This is a genomic window from Variovorax sp. YR266, assembly GCF_900107295.1.
Taxonomy (GTDB): domain Bacteria; phylum Pseudomonadota; class Gammaproteobacteria; order Burkholderiales; family Burkholderiaceae_C; genus Variovorax.
On sequence record NZ_FNPM01000001.1, the window covers coordinates 429,884 to 454,129 of the forward strand.

Annotated in this window: 22 protein-coding genes; 12 read left to right on the forward strand and 10 right to left on the reverse strand. The window is 65.3% G+C overall.

What is annotated here, in order from left to right; genetic code table 11:
• Window positions 1-113 precede the first annotated feature (113 nt).
• The 4 genes from BLW48_RS02040 to BLW48_RS02055 all read right to left on the reverse strand — a co-directional run bounded on the left by BLW48_RS02040 (window position 114) and on the right by BLW48_RS02055 (window position 5,415).
• Window positions 114-1,406 (reverse strand): replication-associated recombination protein A, encoded by a 1,293-nt coding sequence (locus BLW48_RS02040; RefSeq protein WP_093075747.1) that lies wholly within the window; start codon window positions 1,404-1,406, stop codon window positions 114-116.
• Between the two features lie 9 nt (window positions 1,407-1,415).
• A complete protein-coding gene (gene lolA, locus BLW48_RS02045; protein WP_093172343.1) occupies window positions 1,416-2,048 on the reverse strand; it encodes an outer membrane lipoprotein periplasmic chaperone LolA in 633 nt (210 codons plus the stop codon).
• A gap of 156 nt (window positions 2,049-2,204) precedes the next feature.
• Window positions 2,205-4,640, reverse strand: a complete 2,436-nt coding sequence (locus tag BLW48_RS02050) for a DNA translocase FtsK (RefSeq protein ID WP_093048978.1) — start codon at window positions 4,638-4,640, stop codon at window positions 2,205-2,207.
• Window positions 4,641-4,740: 100 nt separating this feature from the next.
• Entirely contained in the window at window positions 4,741-5,415 is a 675-nt protein-coding gene (locus BLW48_RS02055; protein ID WP_093048975.1) for a Crp/Fnr family transcriptional regulator, read from the reverse strand.
• A gap of 180 nt (window positions 5,416-5,595) precedes the next feature.
• Between BLW48_RS02055 and trxB the strand changes: the two genes are divergently transcribed.
• From trxB to rpmG, 3 genes are all read left to right on the forward strand, one after another.
• Window positions 5,596-6,555: a thioredoxin-disulfide reductase gene (gene trxB / locus BLW48_RS02060; protein WP_093075748.1), complete on the forward strand. Its 960-nt coding sequence runs from the start codon at window positions 5,596-5,598 to the stop codon at window positions 6,553-6,555.
• A gap of 172 nt (window positions 6,556-6,727) precedes the next feature.
• The gene (rpmB, locus tag BLW48_RS02065) at window positions 6,728-6,961 is read left to right on the forward strand and encodes a 50S ribosomal protein L28 (RefSeq protein ID WP_007830293.1); all 234 of its coding nucleotides are present in this window, start codon (window positions 6,728-6,730) and stop codon (window positions 6,959-6,961) included.
• An 11-nt stretch (window positions 6,962-6,972) separates the two neighbouring features.
• Window positions 6,973-7,146 carry a 50S ribosomal protein L33 gene (rpmG, locus tag BLW48_RS02070; RefSeq protein ID WP_007830291.1) on the forward strand — a complete coding sequence of 58 codons (174 nt, stop codon included), beginning with the start codon at window positions 6,973-6,975 and terminating at the stop codon, window positions 7,144-7,146.
• Between the two features lie 134 nt (window positions 7,147-7,280).
• On the opposite strand, the gene BLW48_RS02075 is transcribed toward rpmG, so the two are convergent.
• The 3 genes from BLW48_RS02075 to BLW48_RS02085 form a co-directional block, all read right to left on the reverse strand.
• The gene (locus BLW48_RS02075) at window positions 7,281-8,495 is read right to left on the reverse strand and encodes a DesA family fatty acid desaturase (RefSeq protein WP_093048969.1); all 1,215 of its coding nucleotides are present in this window, start codon (window positions 8,493-8,495) and stop codon (window positions 7,281-7,283) included.
• 132 nt (window positions 8,496-8,627) lie between these two features.
• Complete coding sequence (locus BLW48_RS02080; RefSeq protein ID WP_093172345.1) at window positions 8,628-9,899, reverse strand: RsmB/NOP family class I SAM-dependent RNA methyltransferase; 1,272 nt, start codon at window positions 9,897-9,899, stop codon at window positions 8,628-8,630.
• A gap of 41 nt (window positions 9,900-9,940) precedes the next feature.
• On the reverse strand, window positions 9,941-11,794 hold the full coding sequence (locus BLW48_RS02085; RefSeq protein ID WP_093075750.1) for a M48 family metallopeptidase: 1,854 nt from the start codon (window positions 11,792-11,794) through the stop codon (window positions 9,941-9,943).
• A 50-nt stretch (window positions 11,795-11,844) separates the two neighbouring features.
• Between BLW48_RS02085 and BLW48_RS02090 the strand changes: the two genes are divergently transcribed.
• Window positions 11,845-12,078 carry a DUF1653 domain-containing protein gene (locus tag BLW48_RS02090; RefSeq protein WP_093048960.1) on the forward strand — a complete coding sequence of 78 codons (234 nt, stop codon included), beginning with the start codon at window positions 11,845-11,847 and terminating at the stop codon, window positions 12,076-12,078.
• Window positions 12,079-12,147: 69 nt separating this feature from the next.
• Here BLW48_RS02090 and BLW48_RS02095 read toward each other — a convergent pair whose 3' ends face one another.
• Together BLW48_RS02095 and purN are read right to left on the reverse strand one after the other, a co-directional pair.
• Window positions 12,148-12,462, reverse strand: a complete 315-nt coding sequence (locus BLW48_RS02095) for an I78 family peptidase inhibitor (protein WP_093048957.1) — start codon at window positions 12,460-12,462, stop codon at window positions 12,148-12,150.
• 37 nt (window positions 12,463-12,499) lie between these two features.
• The gene (purN, locus tag BLW48_RS02100; protein WP_093048954.1) at window positions 12,500-13,096 is read right to left on the reverse strand and encodes a phosphoribosylglycinamide formyltransferase; all 597 of its coding nucleotides are present in this window, start codon (window positions 13,094-13,096) and stop codon (window positions 12,500-12,502) included.
• Between the two features lie 132 nt (window positions 13,097-13,228).
• Here purN and BLW48_RS02105 point away from each other — a divergent pair, with 132 nt between their 5' ends.
• The 4 genes from BLW48_RS02105 to BLW48_RS02120 all read left to right on the forward strand — a co-directional run bounded on the left by BLW48_RS02105 (window position 13,229) and on the right by BLW48_RS02120 (window position 17,800).
• A complete protein-coding gene (locus BLW48_RS02105; protein WP_093048951.1) occupies window positions 13,229-14,410 on the forward strand; it encodes an acyl-CoA dehydrogenase family protein in 1,182 nt (393 codons plus the stop codon).
• A gap of 12 nt (window positions 14,411-14,422) precedes the next feature.
• Window positions 14,423-15,538, forward strand: a complete 1,116-nt coding sequence (locus tag BLW48_RS02110) for an acyl-CoA dehydrogenase family protein (RefSeq protein WP_093172347.1) — start codon at window positions 14,423-14,425, stop codon at window positions 15,536-15,538.
• 95 nt (window positions 15,539-15,633) lie between these two features.
• Entirely contained in the window at window positions 15,634-16,998 is a 1,365-nt protein-coding gene (locus BLW48_RS02115; RefSeq protein WP_093048945.1) for an alpha/beta fold hydrolase, read from the forward strand.
• Window positions 16,999-17,011: 13 nt separating this feature from the next.
• Window positions 17,012-17,800, forward strand: a complete 789-nt coding sequence (locus BLW48_RS02120; protein ID WP_093172349.1) for an enoyl-CoA hydratase — start codon at window positions 17,012-17,014, stop codon at window positions 17,798-17,800.
• Between the two features lie 2 nt (window positions 17,801-17,802).
• Here BLW48_RS02120 and BLW48_RS02125 read toward each other — a convergent pair whose 3' ends face one another.
• Complete coding sequence (locus BLW48_RS02125) at window positions 17,803-18,363, reverse strand: HNH endonuclease (RefSeq protein WP_093048940.1); 561 nt, start codon at window positions 18,361-18,363, stop codon at window positions 17,803-17,805.
• A 166-nt stretch (window positions 18,364-18,529) separates the two neighbouring features.
• Here BLW48_RS02125 and BLW48_RS02130 point away from each other — a divergent pair, with 166 nt between their 5' ends.
• From BLW48_RS02130 to BLW48_RS02145, 4 genes are all read left to right on the forward strand, one after another.
• Window positions 18,530-19,567: a bifunctional riboflavin kinase/FAD synthetase gene (locus tag BLW48_RS02130; RefSeq protein WP_093172351.1), complete on the forward strand. Its 1,038-nt coding sequence runs from the start codon at window positions 18,530-18,532 to the stop codon at window positions 19,565-19,567.
• Between the two features lie 122 nt (window positions 19,568-19,689).
• A complete protein-coding gene (gene ileS / locus BLW48_RS02135) occupies window positions 19,690-22,539 on the forward strand; it encodes an isoleucine--tRNA ligase (protein ID WP_093173214.1) in 2,850 nt (949 codons plus the stop codon).
• Window positions 22,539-23,054 carry a signal peptidase II gene (lspA, locus tag BLW48_RS02140; RefSeq protein ID WP_093048934.1) on the forward strand — a complete coding sequence of 172 codons (516 nt, stop codon included), beginning with the start codon at window positions 22,539-22,541 and terminating at the stop codon, window positions 23,052-23,054. The genes ileS and lspA overlap by 1 nt, the downstream gene beginning before the upstream one ends.
• A gap of 148 nt (window positions 23,055-23,202) precedes the next feature.
• Complete coding sequence (locus BLW48_RS02145) at window positions 23,203-24,228, forward strand: LacI family DNA-binding transcriptional regulator (protein WP_093172353.1); 1,026 nt, start codon at window positions 23,203-23,205, stop codon at window positions 24,226-24,228.
• The last annotated feature ends 18 nt before the right edge of the window (window positions 24,229-24,246 follow it).

Genomic DNA, 24,246 nt, shown 5'->3' on the forward strand with positions numbered 1-24,246 from the left:
TGGTGCGCTTGGACCGGGGTTTACCCGCTCACGTCATGCTGTATGCGCGTGGGGTCATGCACGCTTTGCGCGCATGCTGCAAGACGGTATCGATGCGGGTATCGACGATCTTGTCAGCCGTTGCCTTCGGCGTTCCGGCGGCGCAGTTCGCGCAGCTTTTCCGCGATGCGGATCTCGAGTCCACGCTCTACAGGTTCGTAGAAAACCTGGCCTTCCAGCCCGTCGGGAAGGTAGCGCTCGCCGGCGGCGAAACCGCCCTCCTCGTCGTGCGCATAGCGATAACCCTTGCCGTAGTCGAGTTCCTTCATGAGCTTGGTGGGTGCATTGCGCAGGTGCATGGGCACCGGGCGTGTGCTGTCCGTCTTCACAAGGGCACGCACCGCGTTGTAGGCCTTGTAGACGGCGTTCGACTTGGGCGCGATCGCGAGGTAGACCACGCATTCGGCCAGCGCCAGTTCGCCCTCGGGCGTGCCCAGGCGTTCGTACACCTCGGCCGCATCGAGCGCCAGGCGCAGCGCGCGCGGATCGGCCAGGCCGATGTCTTCGCTGGCCATGCGAACCAATCGGCGCGCCATGTAGCGCGGATCGGCACCACCGTCGAGCATGCGCACGAACCAGTAGAGCGCGGCATCGGGGTCGCTGCCGCGCACGGATTTGTGCAGCGCGCTGATGGTGTCGTAGAACTGTTCGCCGCCCTTGTCGTAACGCCGCATGCGCTCGCCGAGCACGCGCAGCAGCCACTCGTCGGTGATGTGGTCGAGCTTTTCGGCACGGGCCGCGACGGCGAGCGTTTCGAGCGTGTTGAGGAGCCGGCGCGCATCGCCGTCGGCATAGGCCACGAGGCGGTCGACCGCTGCGGCGTCGATGGCGGGCACGGCCTGGATGGCCTGCGCGCGCGCCACGATCTGCTTGAGGTCGTCTTCGCCCAGCGACTGCAGCACGTAGACGGCTGCACGCGAGAGCAAGGCCGAATTGACTTCGAACGAAGGGTTCTCGGTGGTCGCGCCGATGAAGGTGAAGAGGCCCGACTCCACGTGCGGCAGGAAGGCGTCCTGCTGGCTCTTGTTGAAGCGGTGCACCTCGTCCACGAAGATGATGGTGCGCCGCTGCTCCAGCCCGTCGCGCGCGGAGGTGGCACGGTCGACGGCTTCGCGGATGTCCTTCACGCCACCCAGCACCGCGCTGATGCTCAGGAACTGTGCGTCGAAGGCATCGGCCATGAGCCGCGCAATGGTGGTCTTGCCGGTGCCTGGCGGCCCCCAGAGGATGCAGGAGTGCGGCTGACCTGACTCGAAGGCGATGCGCAGCGGCATGCCCGGGCCGAGCAGGTGCTGCTGGCCGATCACCTCGCCCAGCGTCTTGGGACGCAGGCGCTCGGCAAGGGGTTGATGAGCAGTGTTGGCCAAGCCTGTGGCTTATTGCTTGACGACGTCCGCGCCGGCCGGCGGCTTGAAGTCGAACACGCTGGCCGGCAACGAGGGGTTCACCTCGACCTTGCTGAACTTGAGCACCGAGCGTTGGCCGAAGCTGTCGAGGATTTCAAGCGCCGCCAGCGCATCGCCCTGGAAGCCGACCTGCACGCTCTGCAGTTGGCCGTCCTTGTTCTTCGGCGTTGCCTTGACCCACTGCAGGCCGTCGCGCTCCGGCGCGGCTTCGAGCGTGAAATCGGCCTGCAAGGCTCGCAGATCGGGCGCGGCGGCAATCAGCGCCGCGGGCGTGGAGCCCAGCGCCTGCGCCTGCGCGCGCTGCGTGACCTGGTTCAGGTCGGCGTCGTAGAGCCACAGCGTCTTGCCGTCGGCCACGATGTTCTGCGCAAAGGGCTTCTGGTAGTCGAACTTGAATTTGCCGGGGCGCTGGAATTCGAAGGTGCCGGTCGATGTCTTGGTGCGGCCCGGTTGCCCCTCGCGTGCCGGGGCGGTCACGGTCTGGGTGAAATCGGCGCGGCCGGATTTGACCGTCTTCACGAAGGTTTCAAGGCTTTCGAGCCCGCCGGCCCAGGCGTTGGCGGAACTCAGGAGGCCGATCAATAGCCAATGACGCAATTTCAATTTGGATTCCTCTGAATAGCTGTGGCACTCGGCTTCGACCCTACCCGCCGCGAATTGCGGCAGGTGTAGGCCTTGATGAAGATTTGCAATGCTGAAAGGCGCTTTTGCAAATTGCCTTTCAGCACGTAACCTGAATTTCGAAAGCCCTGCGGCGAATTACTCCGCTGCGCGTGCCGGCACCAGGATTTCTCGCTGGCCGCTGCCGCTCATGGCGCTGACGAGGCCCGCCTTTTCCATGTCTTCGACAAGGCGCGCGGCGCGGTTGTAGCCGATCTTCAGGTGGCGCTGCACCAGCGAGATGCTGGCCTTGCGGTTCTTGAGCACGACCTCGACCGCCTGGTCGTACATCGGGTCTTTTTCGCCATCGCTGCCACCCAGCAGGTCGCCTTCACCGTCGCCATCGACCGTACCGCCTTCGAGCACACCCTCGATGTAGTCGGGCTCGCCCTGGCTCTTGAGGTAGGCCACCACGCGGTGTACTTCCTCGTCGCTCACGAAGGCGCCGTGCACGCGGATCGGCAGGCCCGTGCCACTGGGCATGTAGAGCATGTCGCCCATGCCGAGCAGCGCTTCGGCGCCCATCTGGTCGAGGATGGTGCGGCTGTCGATCTTGCTCGACACCTGGAAGGCGATGCGGGTCGGGATGTTGGCCTTGATGAGGCCGGTGATCACGTCGACGCTCGGGCGCTGCGTGGCAAGAATGAGGTGAATGCCGGCGGCTCGCGCCTTCTGCGCGAGGCGGGCGATCAGCTCTTCGATCTTCTTGCCGACCACCATCATCAGGTCGGCCAGCTCGTCGATCACGACGACGATGTGCGGCTCGCGCTTGAGCGGCTCCGGATCGTCGGGTGTGAGGCTGAAGGGGTTGTAGATGAACTCCTCGCGCGCCTTGGCTTCGTCAATCTTGGTGTTGTAGCCGGCCAGGTTGCGCACGCCGAGCTTACTCATGAGCTTGTAGCGGCGCTCCATCTCGGCCACGCACCAGTTCAGGCCATGGGCCGCCTGTCGCATGTCGGTGACCACGGGCGCCAGCAGGTGCGGGATGCCTTCGTAGACCGACATTTCGAGCATCTTCGGGTCGATCATGAGCAGGCGAACGTCGCGTGCCTCGGCCTTGTAGAGCAGCGAAAGAATCATCGCGTTGATACCGACCGACTTGCCCGAACCGGTGGTACCGGCCACCAGCACGTGCGGCATCTTCGCGAGGTCGGCCACCACAGGGTTGCCGATGATGTCCTTGCCGAGGCCCATGGTGAGCATCGACTTGCCTTCGTTGTAGATCTGCGAGCCCAGGATTTCGCTGAGCTTGATCGACTGGCGCTTGGCGTTCGGCAGTTCGAGCGCCATGTAGTTCTTGCCCGGAATGGTTTCGACCACGCGGATCGACACCAGCGAAAGCGAACGCGCCAGGTCCTTGGCCAGGCCAAGAATCTGCGAACCCTTGACGCCGGTGGCGGGCTCGATTTCGTAGCGGGTGATCACTGGGCCGGGCGAGGCCAGTACCACGCGCACCTCGACGCCGAAGTCCTTGAGCTTCTTCTCGATCATGCGCGAGGTCATCTCGAGCGTGTCGGCCGAAACCGTTTCCTGGCGCGTCTGCGCGGCATCGAGCAGGTCGACCTGAGGCAACTTGCTGTCGGGCAGTTCCTTGAAGAGCGGCTTCTGGCGCTCCTTGACGACGCGATCGCTCCTGGGCACCTCGGTCATCGCGGGCTCGATCTGCACCGGCGGCGAAGGGGGGCGGCGCTTGGGGCGCGGCTCGATGCGGATTTCTTCTTCGTCGTCGTCGAAGGCGCCGGACGACGGTGCCAGCGAGGGCTCAGAGCGGCCCTGATCGCCACCGCGCGTGAACGCCGGTTCGTCGGCCTCGGCACGCTCGCGGGCGGCCTGCTTGCCCATGGCGATGTCGGCGGCCAGTTCGCGCTTCTCGCGACGCGACTCGAACAGCGAGTAGGCACGCGCACCGATGCGCTCGGCGATCAGGCTCCAGGAGAAGCGGAACACCAGCGCCGAGCCGATCACGCCGCCTGCGATGGCCACCAGCGCCGAACCAGTGAAGCCCATCCAGCGCACGCTGGCCGGACCCACGAGGTAGCCCAGTGCGCCACCACCAGAGCCCGGCAGGTGGGCTTCAAGCCGGTACAGGCGCGACCATTCGAGCACGGTGCTCGCACACAGCAGCAGGATGAGGCCGAACCAGAAGGCGAGACGGCTGCGGTTGAAGCGACCGCGCGGCGCCGGTTGCTCGCCGGACGACGGCTCGCCGCCGCGCAGCCAGTTGGCCAGCGACGACAGCCAGGCGCGCAGCCCGGCGAATAGGCACCACCAGACGGAATAGCCTGCAACGTAGTAGCTGCCATCGGCCAGCCAGGCGCCAATACGGCCGCCCCAGTTCTTGATTTCGCCCCCGGTGCCCGAAGTCGACCAGGCGGCGTCGGAAGGCGTGAAGCTCAGCATTGCGAGCAGCCAGAACAACAGCGCGGCGAATCCTGCGATCAGCGTGATTTCGTGAGCGAAGCGCATCGCGCGCATGCGCACGGGTTGCCCCTCGGCAGCAGAAGAAGATTGAAGCGTATTGAGCGAATAGGTCATGAAAAACACGGCGCCCGGCCCGGGAAATCAGGGGCCGGAGGCACGAACACTACAACAAAAGGCCGGGACCGCCGGTAACGGCGGGCCCGGCCCCGGAGGCTCAAGCCAGTGACAGGAGCCGTTCCTTGACGATCATCGATCCGTCATCCATGGTCTGCACGAAACCGCGCTCTTCGAGATCCTTCATCACGCGGCTCACCATTTCGCGTGAGGCACCGACCATCTTGGCCAGGTCCTGGCGGGAGATCTTGTCGCGCACCTTGAGATTGCCGGCACCGTCGTCGATGGCGAATTCGAGCAGCGAGCGGGCCACGCGTCCGTAGACATCCATCAACGCCAGCGACTCGATCTTGCGGTCGGCATGACGCAGGCGCTGCACCAGGCCGCGCATGATGTTGTAGGCCATCGAGGAGTTCTCGGGCAGGCAACGCGCGAAGGCGTCGCGGCCCAGCATGAGCACATCGCACTGGATTTCGGTGCGCACGGTGGCCGAGTGCGGCTCGTCGTCGATCAGGCTCATCTCACCCAGGTAGTCGCCGGGATGCAGCGTGGCAAGGATGACCTCGCGCCCACGGCTGTCGGCGCTGGTGACGCGTGCGCGCCCGGTCAGGATGATGTACAGCGCATCGGACTTCTTGCCCTGCTCCACGACGACTTCTGCGCGCTTGAAGCGCTTCTTGATGATCGCGTCCGCGATGCTGGCGGACTGCGTAGCCGTCAGCGACGCGAACAAAGGAACGCGCCGAAGCAATTCGAGGTTGGACAGCATCGACATTTATCAATCCCTGAGACAGCGCACGGAGCGACCCAGAGGGCAAGCCAATGGATTACTACAATCGCGCGCATTGAAAACACCGTTCACCCGGTGTTGAACCGGGCAGTGATACTCCATATATATCGCTACCACCCTGAAAATGTACACGCTGACGCAGCGCATATCCTAGGTTTTCTACCCATGTCCGCTTCCCAACACGCCAAGGTTTTGATTCTCGGCTCCGGTCCGGCCGGCTATACCGCCGCCGTCTACGCAGCCCGCGCAAACCTTCAGCCCCTGCTCATCACTGGCATCGCCCAGGGCGGGCAATTGATGACCACGACCGAGGTCGATAACTGGCCGGCCGACGTTCATGGCGTGCAGGGCCCCGACCTGATGCAGCGCTTCCTGGAGCACGCCGAACGCTTCAAGACGCAGATCGTGTTCGACCACATCAACAAGGTCGACCTGAGCAAGCGCCCCTTCACCCTCACCGGCGACAGCGGCACCTACACCTGCGACTCGCTGATCATCGCCACGGGTGCTTCCGCGAAGTATCTGGGCCTCGATTCCGAACAGAAGTTCATGGGCCGCGGCGTCTCCGCATGCGCGACCTGCGATGGCTTCTTCTACCGCGAGCAGGAGGTCTGCGTGATCGGCGGTGGCAACACGGCCGTCGAAGAAGCACTCTATCTCGCCAACATCGCGAACAAGGTGACGCTGGTCCATCGCCGGGACAAGTTCCGCGCCGAACCCATCCTGATCGACAAGGTCAAGGAGAAGGTCGCCGAAGGCAAGATCGTGCTGAAGCTGCACAACGAACTCGACCAGGTGCTGGGCGACGACTCGGGCGTGACGGGCATCCGGATCAAGAACACGCAAACCGGCGCTACCGAGCAGATCGACCTCAAGGGCTGCTTCATCGCCATCGGGCACCACCCCAACACCGACATCTTCCAGGGCCAACTGGAGATGAAGGACAACTACATCCTGACCCGCTCGGGCCTGCAGGGTTTTGCCACGATGACCAGCATTCCGGGCGTCTTTGCCGCCGGCGACGTGCAGGACAACGTGTACCGCCAGGCCATCACGAGCGCTGGTACCGGCTGCATGGCGGCACTCGACGCCCAGCGCTTCCTGGAGCAGGACGGCACCCTGTAGCCAATGCGGCCCCCAAAAGGGCTATAATCCGAGGCTTTGCCGAAACAAGGCTCTCTCACGAGCCGCGGCAAAGTCGGGGTACCGCCACCCGTTTCTGGCGAGGTCAAGCTGCAAAACACCCTGCAATCGCCCTGATTGCGCCGGTGCCAGCTGTTCAAGAAAGAGTGTCCTCATGGCACGCGTATGCGACGTAACGGGCAAAGGCCCGATGGTCGGAAACAACGTTTCCCACGCCAACAACAAAACCAAGCGCCGGTTCCTGCCGAACCTGCAATACCGCCGTTTCTGGGTCGAGACTGAAAACCGCTGGGTTCGCCTGCGTGTTTCGAGCGCTGCACTGCGCCTGATCGACAAAAACGGCATCGACGCCGTGCTCGCAGACCTGCGCGCACGCGGCCAAGCTTAAGGAGCTGAAACATGGCAACGAGCAAAGGCGGACGCGAAAAGATCAAGCTGGAATCCACCGCGGGTACCGGCCACTTCTACACGACCAGCAAGAACAAGAAGACGATGCCTGAAAAGATGTCGATCATGAAGTTCGACCCGAAGGCGCGCAAGCACGTCGAATACAAGGAAATCAAGCTGAAGTAATTCGGCTCCGGTTTTCCCAATAAAAACCCGCTGCTAACCCAGCGGGTTTTTTGTTGCCCGTCGATTTGCAATGCAAGAACGGCGGACACAAAAAAGCCGACCCTGGGTCGGCTTTTTCATTGAGCGCGGAACCGTTAAGCGCGGGCAGCGCGCAGGCGGGTCGAGAAGTCGCGCAGACCGGCAATGCCGCTGGCTTCCGCCCGATGGCACCAGGCCGCCAGATCAGCCGCCAGCTGCTCGCGCGATTGCGAGGTGTTCAGCCACAGCTGACGCAGCTCTTCGCGCATCGTGACCATCTTGTCGAGCACCGGGTGGGCAGCGCGGGCCTGCACGACATGCGAGCGAGCCGAAGCAGGCACCTTGTCGTCGTCGCGGTGCAGCCAGCGCTTGGCGGCCTTGAGCACCGACAGGTCGGCACCCTTGGTCTTCAACGCATCCAGCTCCTGGCTGGTGGCACGGCGCATTTCGCGCGCATAGCCGGCCATGACTTCATAGCGGTTGGCGATGACGGCCTCGAGCGTCTTCTCGTTGGCCACGGGCTGGATGTCGCCCATCAGCATCTTCGGCGGCACCTTCTTGACCTTGGCCCAGCCGAGCTTCTGGAGCGCCTGGATGTAGATCCAGCCGATGTCGAACTCGTACTTCTTGACCGAGAACTTGGCCGAAGTCGGGTAGGTGTGGTGGTTGTTGTGCAGCTCTTCGCCGCCGATGATCAGGCCCCAGGGCATGATGTTGCGGCTGGCGTCGGGCGCCTCGAAGTTGCGATAGCCCCAGTAGTGACCAATGCCGTTGATAACGCCGGCAGCGGTGATGGGAATCCAGAGCATCTGCACAGCCCACACGGCCATGCCGAGCGTGCCGAACAACGCCAGGTTGATCACCAGCATCAGGCCCACGCCTTGCCAGCTGTAACGCGAATACAGGTTGCGCTCGATCCAGTCATCGGGCGTGCCGTGACCGTAGCGCTCCATCGTTTCCTTGTTCTTCGACTCGGCGCGATACAGCTCGGCGCCGCGCCAGAGCACTTCGTCGATACCCTTGACCTGCGGGCTGTGCGGGTCGTCCTGCGTTTCGCACTTGGCGTGGTGCTTGCGGTGAATGGCGACCCATTCCTTCGTCACCATGCCGGTGCCGAGCCACAGCCAGAAGCGGAAGAAATGCGACGGGATCGGGCCCAGATCCATGGCCCGGTGCGTTTGCGTGCGGTGCAGGAAGATCGTGACCGCGGCAATCGTGATGTGCGTGGTGACGAGCGTGTACAGCACGACTTGCCACCATGCGATGTCCCACAGGCCGTGTCCGAGCCATTGGATGGCCGCGTTCAAAACGGCGGAGTCAGGAAGCAACATTGAGTCAGGTACTCCATGGCCACACGAAGGTGCAGCCTTCAGATAACCCGCGATTTTAAAGCGGCAGGCCTAAAACAAAGCCTTTAAACCTTCAAGAAAAGCGCAGATTAACCCTAGTTTGGAGTCCCGCCCCTATTTGCGGTTCCACACCGCGGCAAAGAAACCGTCGGTCGAATGGCGGTGCGGCCACAGGCGCAGGTAGCGCTTTGCGCCCTCCCCGCCGGCGCAAAGCGCCTCGAAACCTTCGATTTTCAGGCCCTGCAGCAATTCCGCCACATCCACGGGCACGAAATCGGGATTGGCGGCGCTGAAAGCCTCCGCAATCGCCTCGTTTTCTTCCGGCAGCACGCTGCAAGTGGCGTAAACCAGACGGCCGCCCGATTTCACGAGCCGCGCCGCGCTTTGCAGGATGGCGGTCTGCTTGACCGTCAATTCCTCGACCGACTTGACCGATTGGCGCCATTTCAGGTCGGGATTGCGCCGCAGCGTGCCCAACCCCGAGCAGGGCGCATCGACCAGCACGCGGTCGATCTTGCCCGCCAAGCGCTTGATACGGTCGTCGCACTCATGGGCAATGGCGGCCGGATGAACATTCGAGAGCTTGCTGCGCGCCAGCCGCGGCTTGAGCGCGTCGAGCCGGTGCGCCGACGTGTCGAAGGCATACAGCCGGCCGGTATTGCGCATCGTCGCGCCAATGGCCAGCGTCTTGCCACCCGCGCCGGCGCAAAAATCGACCACCATCTCGCCGCGCTTGGCATCCAGCAGCAGCGCCAGCAACTGCGAGCCCTCGTCCTGCACCTCGATGGCGCCACGGACAAAGGCATCCAGCTTGGTCAGCGCCGGCTTGCCGTCGATGCGCAAGCCCCAGGGCGAGAACGGAGTCGCTTCCGATTTGATAGCAGCCTTGGCAAGCTCAGCCTTCACATCCGCGCGCTTGTCGGTCAGCGCGTTGACGCGCAGGTCGAGCGGCGCAGGCTGTTGCAGGGCTTCGACCAGCGGCCAGAAACCATCGCCCAGTTGCGCCTTCAGCGGGGCCACCAGCCACTCGGGCAGGTTGTGGCGATGACGCTCCAGCAGATCATCCGGCTTGACGGCGTCGCAGTTGTCGAGCCAGCGCTTCTCGGTGTCGTTGAGAGCGCTCTTCAAAAAGTCGCGCGGGCCGTGAAAGCCCAGGATCGCCATGCGGCGCTCCTTCGAGCCATTGCCCGAGGGCGAGAGGTGGTCGAACAGCAGCTTCTTGCGAAGCACGGTGTAGACGGTTTCGGCAAGCGTCGCGCGCTCGCGCGGACCGAACTCGCGGTGGTCGCGGAAGAACCGCGAAACGACCTGGTCGGCCGGGTGATCGAATTTCAGGACAAGGCCGACCAGATCGGCGGTGGCCTCCAACAGGGCTTTGGGGTGCATCCCCCGATTGTCTCAGCCGCCGCCCTGCCTGCCCCGAAGGGCTATGCGCCGCGCGTCCAGACCGCCCCGAAGGCTTCCCGTTCGATGTCTTCCAGCTTCGGCGAATGACCAGCCCACAGCACCAGCGCAGCGCCTGGCAGCGTGAGGGTCTGCTCCAGCTGACGGCACAGGTTCCAGCGGTCTTCGTCGTCGAGCCCCGGCAGTTCGACGAAAACGATGTAGGCACGGCGCCACGGGAATTCGCGCAAGTTCTTGCGCACCAGCCAGGCCCGCGAGGCGGGCAGGCAACGCACGAGGTCAGCCCGCAGTTCGCCCAGCTCGTAGTCGTTGAGGTCGTGCCGCGAGATCTGGCTGAAAAACGGCGTGCCGGTGATCTCTTCCCAGGCGCGCTCCTCGGCCTCTTCTGCTTCCTTGAGGCGGCCGCGCCACAACTTCAGCGCCTCTTCATCGTGCGGGCCCGCGTCTGGATCTTCGAGCGAGGCCACGGCGCTCCTGGCCGCCCACCACCGGCTGGCCGCGCCGGAGCCATGCAAGCGCTCGAGCACGGCAAGGCGCGCCTCGCGATCGCTCGCGGGCAGCATCTGGGCCAGTCCCCGCAGCGCGCCGGGATGCTCCGGCGCGATCTGCAGGGCGCTCTCGTAGCGCAAGCGCACAGGAGCTGCCGGGTCAAGCCGCCGCTCGGAATCGGCCCATTCGACCATCTCGTCCGGCGTGTTGCGCTCGCCTCGCGCGGCCAGCACCGCGATGCGCTCGCGGATGCGCGCCCGGTGCGCGTGGTGCTGCTTCCAGTCGGCGGCATGGGCGCGGCGCCACTGGCTGTCGAAATACTCGATCCACTTCTTGCGGTCGGCCAGCAATTCGAGCGCCGGACGCATCGACCACTCGGGCATGGCCGCCTTCTGGCCGAGCGCCTCCAGGCGGTCCCGCAAGACCGGGTGGGTGTCCTCCAGGTCGCTGACGCGGCGCATCGCCTCGCGCAACGCCTGGCGCGCGAAGTCGTCGCCGGGCGGCGTGCGCACGCGCTTGCGCAGGGCCGCGAACGGGCCCGGCGGCTGCGGCTCGTGCTCGGCGCGGGCCCAGTGCCACGGCCAGAATTCGTTGGCGTACCAATTGCCCTTGATCGCGATCTCGGTCAGCGCGGCCGCCGCCACGGAACTGCCCAGCAGCCGGCCCGAGATGCGGTCGGCCTCGTACTCGTCCTGGCGGGCCAGCGCGAAAGTCTTGGCCGCGAAGCGCGGGAAGTACCAGCGGAAGAAGGCCTGCGAGAACAGCGCCATCACGCCTTCGTTGCGCTGCAGGTTGGCGTCGAGCTTGAGCCATGACAGCCGGGTGCGGTAGATCCAGGCGCTCAGCTTGCCGTGGTTGCCACGCAGATGGCCGTACTCGTGCGCCAGCACCGACAGAAGCCGCCGCCGGTCGAGCATCATCAAGAGCGGCAGGCCGATGCTCAGCGAGTTGACCGCGCCGCCGAACAGCCCGAAGCGCGGCACCTGCCGGATGCTGGCGTTGAATTCGTCGTCGAGATAGACGTGGTGGACCGGCGGCCCCTTGATCTTGCTGCGAATGCGGTCCAGCGCCTCGAAGAGTGCCGGCGCGTCTTCCCGATGGAGCTCGATGCCCTCAGGCTCGTCGAAGCGCACCCAGAGCGCACGCAACGTGGCCCACAGCAGGCCCGCGGCGAACAGCAGCAGCCAGCCCCGTGTGAAGTTGAATCGCACCTCCCCGATCGAGGAGAGCACCCAGACGATGAGGCCCACCGAGAGCCCGAGGCAGCCCAGCACCCACAGGTAGCCGAGCGCGGCAAAGGCCGCGACGCTGCGTCGATAGCGCGCACTGTCGTCCGCACTGGCATGCTCGCTCAGTCGAACCAGGTGAACAAAATCAGCGCGATCCATCCGACTCCCGTCAAATCAAGCCCCGACAGTTTTTGAAGAAAGAAGCCCCGTTGAACGACGAAGACCTCCCACCCCTGATCGAAACGCCCCTCGGCCGCTACCGCCACTACAAGGGCGGCGAATACGAAGTGCTCGGCACCGTGCGGCACAGCGAGACGCTGGAGCCGATGACGCTGTACCGCGCCCTGTATGGCGCCCACGGCCTCTGGGTCCGGCCAGCTGCCATGTTCGGCGAAACCGTCGAGATTGACGGCGTGCCCCGGCGAAGATTTATTCCGATCTAGCCAGTCAGGCTGCGCACGCCCGCCCTGACTCAAAAGATTGCTACCTTTTCAGTAGCAATCCACATTCCTTCAACCGCAGCGGACGTCCGTTACGCGGCCGCGGGCGTCGACATCGAGATTGAGCCGTCCGCCATTGAGTTCCATCGTGGCCGCATCGCCAGGCTTCAGCACTCGCACGATTCCGGCGCCCGAGCGCACGCGGGCGGCGGCTTCGAGCTGGGGCGTCAGCGGCTGGCCTACGGCAAAGCGGGCGCCATCTGCGTTGCATTGGTAGACCGGTTCAGGCGGCGGCGCAGGTGCCGGGGCGGGCGCGGGCGCCGGAGCGGCACAGCCCGCCATCAGGGCAGCGCCGGCAACGGCCAACAGCAACGATTTGGTTTTCACTTTCTGGACTCCCGAAAACCCGCGAATATAAACAACTTTAAGGTTTGTGACTCAATGTATCTGACAACCATCCGGCGATGGCACGCGGATACAACAGATGCTCCTGCGCCAGGACCCGCCCGGCCAGGGTGGCCGCGGTGTCATCGGGCAGCACCGGCACGACGGCCTGCGCCAGGATCGGCCCGTGGTCGAGTTCGGTGGTCACCTGGTGGACCGTCACGCCCGCCACCTTGCAGCCCGCCTCGATGGCGCGCTGGTGCGTGTGGAGACCCGGAAACGCCGGCAGCAGCGAGGGATGGATATTCACCAGCCGACCTGCATAGCGGCCGACGAAGCCCGGCGTCAGGATGCGCATGAAACCCGCCAGCACCACCAGCGCCGGCGCATAGCCGTCGATCACCTTCGCCAGCGCCTCGTCGAAGGCCTCGCGGGAGGCGAAATCCTTGTGCGGGACCACCGCGGTGTCGATGCCGTGGGCCTTGGCGATCGCCAGCCCGCCGGCCTCGGCCTTGTTGCTCACTACTGCGGCAATGCGAGCGCCGAAACGCTCGGCCCAGCGGTCGCGCTCGGCGGCGCGCACGATGGCCGCCATGTTGGAGCCGCCGCCGGAGATCAGGATCACGATGTTCTTCATGGGAGGCGGGATTATCCGTGGCGCGTGTCTTGTCGCCGCGCGGACACCGATTCACAGCACGACCGTGCTAAAACTCGCAGTTCCGGAGACACACCGCGTCTGCGGTGAACCGATCAACACAGCGAGGCACGCATGGATTTGAGCTTCACACCCGAAGAACAGAAGTTCCGCGAAGAGGTTCGCGCCTGGGTCAAAGAAAACCTCCCCAAGGAGATTTCGCACAAGGTGCACAACGCGCTCGAACTGACGCGCGACGATCTGCAAGGCTGGGCCAAGATCCTCGGCAAGAAGGGCTGGCTGGGCTACGGCTGGCCCACCGAGTTCGGCGGCCCGGGCTGGACCGCCGTCCAGCGCCATCTGTTCGAGGAAGAAACCGCCCTCGCCGGCGCACCGCGCATCGTCCCGTTCGGCCCCGTGATGGTCGCACCGGTGATCATGGCCTTCGGCAATGCCGAGCAGCAGAAGCGCTTCCTCCCTGGCATCGCCAGCGGCGAAGTCTGGTGGAGCCAGGGCTACAGCGAACCCGGTTCGGGCTCCGACCTGGCGTCTGTCAAGACAAAGGCCGAGCGCAAAGGCGACAAGTACATCGTCAACGGCCAGAAGACCTGGACCACGCTCGGGCAGTACGGCGACTGGATGTTCAACCTCGTGCGCACCAGCAACGAAGGCAAGCCCCAGACCGGCATCAGCTTCCTGCTGCTCGACATGAAGTCGCCCGGCGTCACCGTGCGCCCGATCAAGCTGCTCGACGGCGGCCATGAAGTGAACGAAGTGTTCTTCGACAACGTCGAAGTGCCCGCCGAGAACCTGATCGGCGAAGAGAACAAGGGCTGGACCTACGCCAAGCACCTGCTCTCGCACGAACGCACCAACATCGCCGACGTGAACCGCGCCAAGCGCGAGCTCGAGCGCTTGAAGCGCATCGCCAGGAGCGAAGGCGTCTACGAAGACCATCGCTTCCGCGACGAGATCGCCAAGCTCGAAGTCGACATCGTCGCGCTCGAGATGATGGTGCTGCGCGTGCTGTCCGCCGCCACCTCGGGCAAGAACTCGCTCGACGTGGCTGGCCTGCTCAAGATCCGCGGCAGCGAGATCCAGCAGCGCTACAGCGAACTGATGATGCTGGCCGGCGGCCCCTATTCGCTGCCGCTGATCCGCGAGGCGATGGAAGCCGGCTGGCAGGGCAACTTCCCGGGCGGCAACCCGGCGCTCGCGCCGCTGACGTCGACCTTCTTCAACATGCGCAAGACCACCATCTACGGTGGCTCGAACGAAGTGCAACGCAACATCGTCGCGCAGACGGTTCTGGGCTGAGGAGACACGAACATGGATTTCAATTTTTCCGACGACCAGGAACAACTGCGCGACGCCGTTCGCAAGTGGGTCGACAAGGGCTATGACTTCGAGCGCCGCCGCGGCATCGAGGCCAAGGGCGGCTTCTCTCGCGAGGCCTGGGACGAACTGGCCGAGCTCGGCCTGGGCGGCCTCTACATCAGCGAGGACGACGGCGGCCTGGGCATGGGCCCGGTGGCGGGCATGGTCGTGATGGAAGAGCTGGGCCGCGGCATCGTGCTGGAGCCCTTCGCGCAGACGCTGATCGCCGGTGCCGTGCTCAGCGGCTATGCCACTGCCGACACCAAGGACAGCTGGCTGCCGCGCATCGCGGGCGGCCAGGCCATCGTGGTGCTGGCGTACCAGGAACGCAAGGCACGCTACCGCCTCGACGTGTGCGACGCCCACGCAGCAAAGACCGGCACCGGCTGGTCGCTGAACGGCGCCAAGAGCGTGGTGCCCGTGGGCGACGAAGCCGACGCTTATCTCGTGCCCGCCAAGGTCGACGGCAAGATCGCCCTCTTCCTGGTCGAGCGCAGCGCCAGCGGTGTCGAAGCCCGCGGCTACGGCACGCAGGACGGCGCCCGTGCCGCCGAAGTGGTGTTCAACAAGGCCGACGCCACGCTGGTCACGCTCGACGGCCTGGCCGCGCTCGAGTACGCCGTGGACGTCGGCATTGCCGCCACCTGCGCCGAAGCCGTCGGCGTGATGGACAAGACCGTGGCCGTCACCATCGACTACATGAACCAGCGCAAGCAGTTCGGCGTGACCATCTCCACCTTCCAGGCGCTGCGCCACCGCGTCGCCGACATGAAGATGCAGCTCGAACTCGCGCGCTCGATGAGCTACTACGCGACGCTCAAGCTCAACGCCCCGGCCGACGAGCGCCGCCAGGCGCTGGCCCGCGCCAAGTACCAGCTCGGCGTGTCGATGCGCTATGTGGCCGCCAACTCGGTGCAGCTGCACGGCGGTATCGGTGTGACCGACGAATACATCGGCAGCCACTACTTCCGCAAGCTCACGCAGATGGAAATGACCTTCGGCGACACGCTGCACCATCTGGGTGAAGTGTCGGCCCGCATGCAGGACACGGCTGGCGTCTTCGCCTGACGGACTTTTTCCCCTAGCATCCAACGCCCGCCCGCCTTCGCGCCGGCGGGCGTTTTCACTTGGAACCCAGAACTCCAGGAACCCAGGAACGAAACATGCAATCCCGCCGCACCCTTCTTCTTGCCATGGCCGTCACAGGGACAGCCGCCACAGCCATGCTGACCGCCTGCGCCACCTCCCCTACGCCTTCGTACACCGAGCGCCCACCCATCGTGTTCATGCACGGCAACGGCGACTCGGCCGCGCTCTGGCAGACGACGATATGGCGCTTCGAGTCGAACGGCTGGCCGCGCGACCGGCTCTTCACGGTCGACCAACCCAATCCGGTCGCGCGCGACGACGACGCCGTGGCCCAGCCCGGGCGCAGTTCGACCGGCGAGTCGGCGGTGTTCCTCAAGGCTGAAGTCGACAAGGTGCTGAAGGTGACGGGCGCCAGCAAGGTCGTGCTGATCGGCAACTCGCGTGGCGGCAACACCATCCGGAACTACGTGCAGAACGGCGGCGGCGCAGCAGTTGTGAGCCATGTGGTGCTGGGCGGCAATCCAGCGCACGGCATCTGGGCGGTGAAGGGCTTCCGCGAGAACAACGAGTTCTCGGGGCTGTCGGGCTTCATGCAGCAGCTCAATGCGCCGAAGGGACCGAACGGCGAGGAAGTCACGCCGGGCGTGAAATGGATGACCCTGCGCTCCGACAACAACGACAAGTACGCACAGCCTGACGGCGTGTGGATCGGCGCGCCCGGCAAGCCGACCAACATCGGCTTCGACGGGCCGGCGCTCAAGGGCGCGACCAACATCGTGCTGCCGCGCGTCGACCACCGCGAGACTTCGTTCTCGCCCGCCGCGTTCGCCGCGACGTGGCAGTTTCTGACCGGGCAGGCGCCGCGCAGCACGGATGTCGCGGCGGAGACGGATGTGGTGCTCAACGGCCGTGCGATCGGCGCGGAAAACCTTTCGCTGAACGGCGCGAAGGTGACCGTCTATGCCGTCGACCCCGCCACCGGCGCGCGGCTCGGCGAAGCCGTCTTCACCAAGTCCGTCGGCGCCGACGGCCGCTGGGGGCCCTTCAAGGCGCGCGGCGACGCGGCCTACGAGTTCGTCCTGGCCACGCCCAGCTACGGCACCACGCACATCTACCGCAGCCCGTTCCCGCGCAGCAGCAGCGTCGTGAACCTGCGGCCGGAGCGCGTCATACCCGCCGACAACGGGGCCAGTGCCGTCGTCGTGTTCACGCGCCCGCGCGGCTACTTCGACGCACAGCGCGACACCATGCGCTTCGATGGCAAGAGCCCGCCCGCCGGCGTGCCGCCGAAGGGGTCGGGCGTGTCGACATCGCGGCTGCGCATCGAGGGCGGCGGCGCGCCGCGTGCCGTGAGCGGCGAATTCAACGGCGAGCGCATCACGGGCCTGACCTGGCCGGCCGCGAGCGAACACACGACCGTGCTCGAGCTGACCTACTGAGGCACAGGCGGCCATGACCGACACGGACACCCCCTTCGTCCTGCAGGCGCGCGACGAGCGCGGCGTGGTCACGCTGACGCTGAACCGGCCGGCCTCGTTCAACGCGCTCTCGGAAGGCATGCTGGGCGCGTTCGAACAGGCGCTCGGCGAGATCGCGGCCGACGAGACCGTGCGCGCCGTCGTCATCGCTGCGGCGGGCAAGGCTTTCTGCGCCGGCCATGACCTGAAGGAAATGCGCGCCGAACCTTCGCTCGGCTACTACCAGCAGCTGTTCGAGCGCTGCGGCGCGATGATGCTGTCGATCCAGAAGCTGCCAGTGCCGGTGATCGCGCGCGTGCACGGCATCGCGACGGCGGCAGGCTGCCAGCTGGTCGCGGTCTGCGACCTGGCTGTGGCCTCGAGCGAGGCGCGCTTTGCGGTCAGCGGCGTGAACGTGGGGCTGTTCTGCGCCACGCCGAGCGTCACGCTCTCGCGCAATCTCGGCCGCAAGGAAGCCTTCGAGATGCTGGTGACGGGCGAATTCATCAGCGCGCAGGAAGCGCGCGAAAAGGGACTGGTCAACCGGGTGGCCCCGCCCGGAGAACTCGACGCGGCCGTCGAGACGCTGGTAGCCAGCATCGTTGCCAAGCCCCGCCAGGCGCTCGCTTTGGGCAAAGCCCTGTTCTACCGCCAGCTCGAAACCGGCATCGAGGCCGCGCTGGCCGACGCCAGCCAGACCATGGCCTGCAACATGATGGACGAGAGCGCGCTGGAAGGCGTTCAGGCCTTCATCGAGAAGCGCCCGCCCGACTGGAAGCGCTGAAGCTAGGTGTCGTGCAGCCGCGAGCTTTGCGGCAGATGCGCCATCAGGAACTCCATCTGGTCGGCGAGGATGCGCCTGTTTCGCAGAATGAAATCTTCCCAGAGGCTGGGCACGTAGGGCGCGTACAGCAGCGGCATGTTCGCCTGTTCGGGCGTGCGGCTGCTCTTGCGGTGGTTGCACGGCTTGCAGGCCGTGACCACGTTCATCCAGGTGTCGATGCCCTTCTGGGCGAACGGGATGATGTGCTCGCGCGTGAGCTCGTCTTCGTGGAAGTGCCCGCCGCAGTACGCGCAGATGTTGCGGTCGCGCGAAAACAACTTGCTGTTGGTGAGCCCGGGCCGCTGCGCGAAGGGGTTGATGCGTGGCACGCCCTTGGTGCCGATGATGCTGTTGATCGCAATCTGCGACTGCTCGCCCGTGATCGCGTTGTGGCCGCCACGGAACACCGCCACCTGCGCGCCCACTTCCCAGCGAACTTCGTCCGCCGCATAGTGGATCACCGCCTGTTCCAGCGAAATCCATGACTGGGGCAGCCCTTGGGCCGACAGCTTCAAGACCTTCACACACGCCTCCTCGAAAAGTGAGAGAACACGGAAAGACCAGGGACACGGAGCGCATTGAAGACCGACGCCAATCAACGCACTACGTCACAATATACCGGCTTTGTGACAAATCGGCCTGATTCGCCCATTTGACGGGCGAAAGGCGCTATCAAAAAGATACTCACCAATGCAGGTTTTTCGCGGCTTCCGGCACCCGGGCGTAGCTCCTGCCTGCGCCCTCACCATTGGCAATTTCGACGGCGTGCACCGTGGCCACCAGGCCATGCTCGCGCTCTTGCAGACCGAGGCCCGCCAGCGCGGGCTGCCGAGTTGCGTGCTCACCTTCGAGCCCCACCCGCGCGACTATTTCGCCGCCATCACCAAGAAACCCGACCTGGCGCCGGCGCGCATCGGCACGCTGCGAGACAAGCTCAGCGAGCTGGCTGCCTGCGGCGTGGCGCAGACCATCGTGCTGCCGTTCGACGGCAGGCTGCCCTCCCGGTCGCCCGAGGAATTCATCCAGGAGGTGCTGATCGACGGCCTGGGCGCGCGCTACGTGCTGGTGGGCGACGACTTCCGCTTCGGCGCCAAGCGGGCCGGCGACTACGCCATGCTCGACGCAGCCGGCGATGCACGCGGCTTCGACGTGGCGCGCATGAACAGCTACGAAGTGCACGGCCTGCGGGTTTCGAGTTCCGCCGTGCGCGAAGCGCTGGCCGAAGGCCGCATGGCCGACGCCCAGACACTGCTCGGGCGGCCGTACACCATCTCCGGCCACGTGGTCCATGGCCGCAAGCTCGGCCGGGCGCTGGGCGCCTCGGCACCGGGCAAGGACGACGGTTTTCGCACCCTCAACCTGCGCTTCAAGCACTGGAAGCCGGCCGCCAGCGGCATCTTCGCGGTGCTGGTGCACGGCCTGGCTGACCAGCCGCTGCCGGGCGTAGCGAACCTCGGCGTGCGCCCCTCGCTGGACGCCAACGACGTCAACGCCGGGCGTGTTTTGCTGGAGACCCATTGCCTGGAGTGGCCCTCCCATCTGGGCGCCGAAGGGGCCTACGGTAAAATCGTCCGCGTGGAACTTCTGCACAAACTGCACGACGAATTGCGCTACACCAGCCTCGAGGCCCTCACTGCGGGCATCGCGAAGGATGGCCGCGACGCGCGCGCGTTCTTTGCATCGACCCACGCCGAAACCCACCGCCAGACCACGCGCGACCGAATTTAGCCCTGCACGCACCGTGCTGCCGCCCTTCGACAAGCTCAGGGCGAACGGCTTTACCTTCCGCACCGACACGCTTCATGCAGTTCGGGCTGAGCCTGTCGAAGCCCCCTGTTTCGCACCCCAACATGTCTGACGCTGCTTCCCCCAAAGATTACCGTTCCACGCTGAACCTGCCCGACACCCCCTTCCCGATGCGCGGCGACCTGCCCAAGCGCGAACCGGGCTGGGTGAAGGAATGGAACGACGAAGGCCGCTACCACCGCCTGCGCGACGCCCGCCACGGCGCGCCCAAGTTCATCCTGCACGACGGCCCGCCGTACGCCAACGGCCAGATCCACATGGGCCACGCGGTGAACAAGATCCTGAAGGACATGATCACCAAGGCGCGCCAGCTCGAAGGCTACGACGCGCTCTACGTGCCCGGCTGGGACTGCCATGGCCTGCCGATCGAGAACGCCATCGAAAAGCAGTACGGCCGCAACCTGAGCCGTGACGAGATGCAGGCCAAGAGCCGCGCCTTCGCCACCGAGCAGATCGCCCAGCAGATGGTCGATTTCCAGCGCCTGGGCGTGCTGGGCGAGTGGGACCATCCCTACAAGACGATGGACTTCGCCAATGAAGCCGGCGAGCTGCGCGCGTTCAAGCGCGTGATCGAGCGTGGTTTTGTCTACCGCGGCCTGAAGCCGGTGTACTGGTGCTTCGACTGCGGCTCCTCGCTGGCCGAGTTCGAAATCGAATACGCCGACAAGAAGAGCCAGACCGTCGACGTGGCCTTCAAGGCGCACGAGCGCGAGAAGGTGCTCAAGGCCTTCGGCACTGACCACACGATCCTCGGCGACGTCTTCGCCGTGATCTGGACCACCACCGCGTGGACCATCCCGGCCAACCAGGCGATCAACCTGAACCCCGACCTCGAGTACTCGCTGGTCGACACCGAGCGCGGCCTGCTGATCCTGGCCAACTCGCTGGTCGAGATGTGCATGACGCGCTATGCGCTCGACGGCAAGGTGCTGGCCACGGTCAAGGGCGAGAAGCTCGGCGGCCTCGAATTCGAGCACCCGCTGTACGACGTGGATGCCGGCTACAAGCGCCTGTCGCCCGTGTATCTGGCCGACTACGCCACCGCCACCGACGGCACGGGCCTGGTGCACTCCTCGCCCGCCTACGGCGTGGACGACTTCAACTCCTGCATCGCCCACGGAGTGGCGTACGACGACATCCTGAACCCGGTGCAAGGCAACGGCAGCTACGCGGCCGACTTCCCGCTGTTCGGCGGCCAGAACATCTGGAAGGCCGTGCCGGAAATCATCGCCGCGCTGCGCGACGCAAACCGTGTGCTGACAAGCGAGACCATCACCCACAGCTACCCGCACTGCTGGCGCCACAAGACGCCGGTGATCTACCGCGCCGCGGCGCAGTGGTTCATCCGCATGGACGAAGGCGAAGGCGTGTTCACCAAGGACAAGGCGCCCAAGACGCTGCGCCAGACCGCGCTCGACGCCATCGAGCAGACCAGCTTCTATCCGGAGAACGGCAAGGCGCGCCTGCACGACATGATCGCCGGGCGTCCCGACTGGTGCATCAGCCGTCAGCGCAGCTGGGGCGTGCCGATCCCGTTCTTCCTGCACAAGGATTCGGGCGAGCTGCATCCGCGCACGATGGAAATCATCGACCAGGCCGCCGACATCGTCGAAAAAGGCGGCATCGAGGCTTGGAGCCGCGCCACAGTCGAAGAGATCCTCGGCGCCGAAGACGCACCGCACTACACGAAGAGCACCGACATCCTCGAAGTGTGGTTCGACTCGGGCTCGACCTTCTCCCACGTGCTGCGCGGCACGCACCCCACCGTGCACCACGACACGGGGCCGGAAGCCGACCTGTACCTCGAAGGCCACGACCAGCATCGCGGGTGGTTCCACTCGTCGCTGCTGATCGCCTGCGCGCTGGAAGACCGCGCGCCGTACCGGGGCCTGCTGACGCACGGCTTCACGGTCGATGCCAAGGGCATCAAGATGAGCAAGTCGCTCAAGAACGGCATCGATCCGCAGGAAATCAGCAACAAGCTGGGTTCGGAAATCATCCGCCTGTGGGTGGCCGCGAGCGACTATTCGGGCGACATCGCTGGCGACGACAAGATCCTGGCGCGCGTGGTCGATGCGTACCGCCGCATCCGCAACACGCTGCGCTTCCTGCTCGCGAACACGAGCGACTTCGACGCTGGCAAAGATGCGGTGCCGCTCGACCAGCTGTTCGAGATCGACCGCTATGCGCTGTCGCGCGCTGCGCAGTTCCAGGCCGAGATCCTCGCGCACTACAAGGTGTACGAGTTCCACCCGGTGGTGGCCAAGCTGCAGATCTACTGCTCGGAAGACCTGGGCGGCTTCTACCTCGACATCCTGAAGGACCGGCTCTACACGACGGCCCCGGGCTCGCTGGCTCGCCGCAGCGCTCAAACGGCGCTGTGGCACATCTCGCAAGCCATGCTGCGCTGGATGGCGCCGTTCCTGAGCTTCACGGCCGAGGAAGCCTGGAAGTTCGTGAGCACCGGCAAGCCGGGCGAATCGATCTTCGCGCAGACCTACAGCCAGTTCGCCGCGCCCGACGAAGCACTGCTGGCCAAGTGGAGCCGCATCCGCGAGATCCGCGACGCGGTGAACAAGGACATCGAAGCGGTGCGCGCCGAAGGCAAGGTCGGCTCGTCGCTGCAGGCCAATCTGCAGCTGACCGCGCCTGCCGACGACTTCGCGCTGCTGGGCTCGCTGGGCGATGACCTGAAGTTCGTCTTCATCACCTCGGCCATTGCACTGGCCGCCGGTGAAGCGCTGTCGACGGTGGTGACGCCGAGCGCCGCGCAGAAGTGCGAGCGCTGCTGGCACTACCGCGACGACGTGGGCCATGATGCGGCACACCCGACGATCTGCGGGCGCTGCACGAGCAACCTGTTCGGCGCCGGCGAATCGCGGAGCGTTGCCTGATGGCCGCCACCCGCTCCATGTCTTCTGCATCGCGTTCGCGCGGCGGCAGCATCTGGCCGTGGCTCGGGCTGGCGGTGATCATCGTGATCATCGACCAGTTCACCAAGACGCTGATCCTGGGCTACTACAAGCTCGGCGACGCGACCTACGTGACGAGCTTCTTCAACGTCGTGCGCGCGCACAACACGGGAGCGGCTTTTTCATTCCTCGCGGATCACTCGGGGTGGCAGCGCTGGCTGTTCACGATCATCGGCGTGGCGGCTGCGGTGTTCATCGTGTGGATGCTGAAGTCGCACGCGGGGCAGAAGCTGTTTTCGTTCGCCATGGCCTGCATCCTGGGCGGGGCCATCGGGAACGTGGTCGACCGGATGATGCACGGCTATGTCGTCGACTTTCTGAGCTTTCATGCTGGGAACTGGTACTTCCCGGCCTTCAATGCTGCGGACAGCGCAATCACGCTCGGGGCCATCTGTCTGATCCTGGATGAGATCCGGCGGGTTCGCCGGGGCAAGTAAGTTTTCTCAGGGGCCCGATGGGCCCCTTCTTCTTTGGGTCCGCGCCCACCCTCACAAAGGCCCCTCGGGTTTCTCCCGCTTTCTCGCGATGTCATAACAAAGTCATACTGCGGCGGTCCAATGTAATCGATTACATGAACACCGTACGATGAGCATTCAAGCCGTTGCAGCCAAAGCCGGGGTCTCCGTGGCCACCGTCTCGCGCGCCTTCAATTTCCCCGGCAAGGTGACGCCCGCCACGCGCGAGCTGGTGGAGCGTGTGGCACGCGAACTCAACTACGTGCCGAATGCCAGCGCGCGCACCTTGCGCACCCAGCGCAGCCGTGTGCTCGGCGTGGTGCTGCCCACGCTGCTGAACCCGACCTTCGCCGAGTGCCTGCAAGGCATTGCGCGCGCAGCCGTCGCGGGTGGCTACGCGATCATTCCCGTCACCACGGGCTACAAGCTCGACGAAGAAGAGCGTGCCGTTCATCTGCTGCTGGCAGGCAATGTCGACGGGCTGATCCTCGTGGTGTCGAACCCCTCCACTTCGGCCGCCCTGCCCCGCCTGCAGGCAGCCGGCGTGCCCTATGTGCTCGCCTACAACCGGCACCCGGACCACCCTTGCGTATCGGTCGACAGCGAAGGCGCGGTGGCCGACGCGGTCACGCGCCTCGTGCTGCTGGGCCACCGCCGCATCGCCATGGTCAGCGGCACGCTCGCCGCGTCGGACCGAGCGCAGCAGCGCTACCGCGGCTACCTGAAGGGCATGGCCGAGGCCGGGCTCGCCGCACCCGCGCTCATCGAAGTGCCCTTTGTCGAAACGGCCGTCGATGCGCTCTCCAGCCAGCTGCAGGCACGCAACCGCCCCACCGCGCTGATCTGCTCCAACGACCTGCTGGCTATTCGCAGCATCCGCGCCGCGCATCTCAGCGGCCTGTCGGTGCCCGGCGACCTCAGCGTCGTCGGCTTCGACGGCATTGCGCTCGGTGAAGACCTCACGCCCGCGCTTACCACCATCACCCAACCCAACAGCGACATCGGCCGCCACAGCGTAGAGCTGCTGATCCAGGCCATGGCCAGCGGCGCCACGCTGCAGGCCGATGCGAGCCTGCTGCTTCCCCATGCCTTCCGAGACGGCGAGTCGTGCGCTTCGGTGCACGAAGACAACAACGCCGCCATTTCACGACCCTGACCACTTCTCGTTCTTTGC